Below are 2,917 nucleotides of genomic sequence, written 5' to 3'. Positions count from 1 at the left end.
TTCCGATTGGTAAAGGGTTGCAAGGCGGTTTGTTTCAGAGCCGGAAACGGAAAAGCCCGTGTCCGTCATTCCCATTGGCTTAAACACCAACTCGTCGAACAGTTTCCCCAAGCTTTTTCCGGTGGCCCGCATCATGGCCACTCCCAGCACGTCCAGTCCGTAACCGTAGCGCCACGCCGTTCCCGGAGGAAAAACGAGTGGCAATTCGGACAAGGTTTCTAGCAATCCCCCAAGCGAATAATTATGCGCCATTTTCTGGGCAAGGACTTGGTCCAGCATGGAACCCTGCGCTTCCCCGTAGGAGATCCCGGAGGTGTGCGTCAGCAGTTGCAAAAGCGTGGGGCCGGACGCCAGCGGCGTGCAGTCCTGTAAGTCGGCAGCAGGATGCTTCAACGTCCGCCAATTAGCCAACTCCGGAATCAGAGTTTCTACAGGAGCCTTCAGATCGAGCAAGCCTTGATCTTCCAGCAACAAGGCTGTCAGCGCCGTGACGGGCTTGGTCATCGAATACATCCGCAACAGCGTATCCGGCTCCGGAGCAAGGTTGCGATTCGGGTTGGCGAGGCCACACCAGCGCCAGTAGCCAACGCCATCCGAACGCACAACGATGGTCATCGCAAAGGGCAGCAATTCCCGTTTCACCAACCCGGACATCCACTGGTCAAGAGCTTCCGTAGCATCAGTGTGGATAAGGGTACTGGCTTCGTCTGGATGGGTGGTGATCGACTCAATCATAGAAAGGGGAAATCGTAGGAAGGCGAAACGGTTCAAAATCAGCAGCACCATTGGCGTATTGTCCGCCATGACGTTGACTTGCGCTTTTTATCTTTAATACAGATAAATCTAGTTTATCAGCTAGCCTCTGAGCGCTACTCAGAGGAACCTTTAAAACGTTGACCTGGTCTGCTGGTTTGGTTGCGACCGCCGTACTTGAGTTTGCCTCCAGACTTTGTCCTATGGCCATACACCGAACGTATTTTGGTGTTGTTCGAATTATTGTTGTGACGAGTATTGTTCTGCTTATTGGTCTGACTGTTCAGTGCCTTGCGTTTCTTTTTATGGCGCAGGGGCTGATGTAATGTGGTCTCAGGTAAACTCAGATTGGGCTCAAAGCCCTCAACTTCACGGCGTTCTAAGATCTTCTGCGTGAGGCGTTCAATGTCTGAAAGCAGTTCCACTTCATCGGCGCTGACCAACGAAATGGCTTGACCTGAAGACCCAGCACGCCCGGTACGGCCAATACGGTGAACATAGTCCTCTGGCACATGGGGTAAATCAAAATTAACCACATGTGGCAGTTGCTCGATATCCAAACCACGAGCGGCGATATCTGTAGCCACCAGTATCCGAATTTCATTGCCTTTAAAATCTGCCAGCGCTTTGGTGCGCGCACCTTGGCTTTTGTTGCCGTGAATAGCCACAGCTGTAATACCATGGGCTTCGATGTATTTTGTCAGTTTATTAGCACCATGTTTAGTTTTGCTAAATACCAGTGCCCGAGACCAGTCGCCATCCTTAATCAGTTTGGTTAAAAGCGCAGGCTTTCTTTTCTTGTCCACCGGACAAACCCACTGTTCTACCGACGGCGCCGCAGTATTCCGCGGGCTAACGGAAATCTCAATAGGGTTGTGAACCAGCCCTTTGGCCAGCTTACGAATATCTTCAGAGAAGGTTGCTGAGAACATCAGGTTCTGACGATGCTTGGGAAGCAGACTAATAATGCGCTTAATATCGTGAATAAAACCCATATCTAACATACGGTCAGCTTCATCCAACACCAACACTTCCAAATGATCAAACTTTACGGCATTTTGACTGTGTAAGTCCATCAGTCGGCCCGGTGTTGCCACCAGGATATCAACACCGCGACGCAGTTTTTGCATCTGAGGGTTTATTTTGACGCCACCAAATACCACCGTAGATTTCAGATTGAGGTACGCTCCATACAGAGCAACACTGGCGCCCACCTGCGCCGCAAGTTCACGAGTCGGTGTTAAAATCAAGGTGCGTGCCTGATTGGCTGGTGCCCGAGGCCCCTTAGACAAGAGTTCCAAAATGGGTAGCGTAAAGCCTGCTGTTTTACCTGTACCTGTCTGTGCTGCAGCCATAACATCATGGCCAGCAAGTATAGCGGGAATGGCTTCAGCCTGAATTGGTGTAGGTTCGCTATAGCCATGATTGGCAATAGCTTTAAGTATAGGGGCAGATAAGCCTAGTTCATTAAAGGTCATAAAATCGTCAAGTCCATTCATGTATTTTTTGCTTAACTGTGTCCAGCAGTAAAAAGCAGTTTTTCTCAGTTACGAACATTTGTTGCACAAAACCATGTTAGTTCAGTGGAACTTTCGGAAAAATCTCAGCGAAAATATCACGGTGATTATGATTGCCTATCAGAGGATGATAAGGCATTGGGAGTTGCAGGAGAATTACACGAAAATCAAGATAATCTTCCGAGTCTCCAGAATTGCTTAGATCGCCTGTTAATTATACACAATTCAGCATCTACATGCAACTCTTTGATGCTTTCGATACATGTTTCAAAGTGTTCACGGGGGTTGAGATCGTGTTGGTCAGTGCCTCGGGGTATCAAATGCGTATCAGTGTTATGGCTGATTTTCATCAGAGCTTAGCACTTCTTGGCTCCTCCACACCGGATCCACCGAGCTGTTTGGAAACAAGCTGTCTATATAGCCCCATTTTCTGCAACAACTCTTGATGTGAACCGGTTTCTACGATGCTGCCCTTATTGAGGACAATTATTTTGTCCGCGTTACGGATGGTAGAAAGCCGATGGGCAATGATAATAGTGGTTCGGTTTGTCTTAAGCTGATCAAGGGCTCTGTGGACAGTGTTTTCGCTGAGAGCGTCCAAGTGAGAAGTAGCTTCGTCTAAAATTAAAAACGGAGCATCTTTCAGG

At 48.7% G+C, this 2,917-nt stretch carries 3 protein-coding genes; all 3 read right to left on the bottom strand.

All coding sequences use genetic code 11. The annotated features are described in order from the left end of the window. Nucleotides 1-804, bottom strand: an 804-nt coding sequence (locus tag MK323_15330) for a beta-lactamase family protein (protein MCH2483517.1), incomplete at its 3' end; no start/stop codon positions are given. Nucleotides 805-869: 65 nt separating this feature from the next. Continuing rightward, entirely contained in the window at nucleotides 870-2,231 is a 1,362-nt protein-coding gene (locus MK323_15325) for a DEAD/DEAH box helicase (protein MCH2483516.1), read from the bottom strand. 388 nt (nucleotides 2,232-2,619) lie between these two features. Beyond that, a partial coding sequence (locus MK323_15320; protein ID MCH2483515.1) for a hypothetical protein occupies nucleotides 2,620-2,917 on the bottom strand: 298 nt, incomplete at its 5' end.

This window comes from Gammaproteobacteria bacterium, from assembly GCA_022450155.1.
GTDB lineage: Bacteria > Pseudomonadota > Gammaproteobacteria > Arenicellales > UBA868 > REDSEA-S09-B13.
The sequence above is the reverse complement of the archived record's forward strand: the minus strand, read 5'-3'. Positions and strand labels throughout refer to the sequence as shown.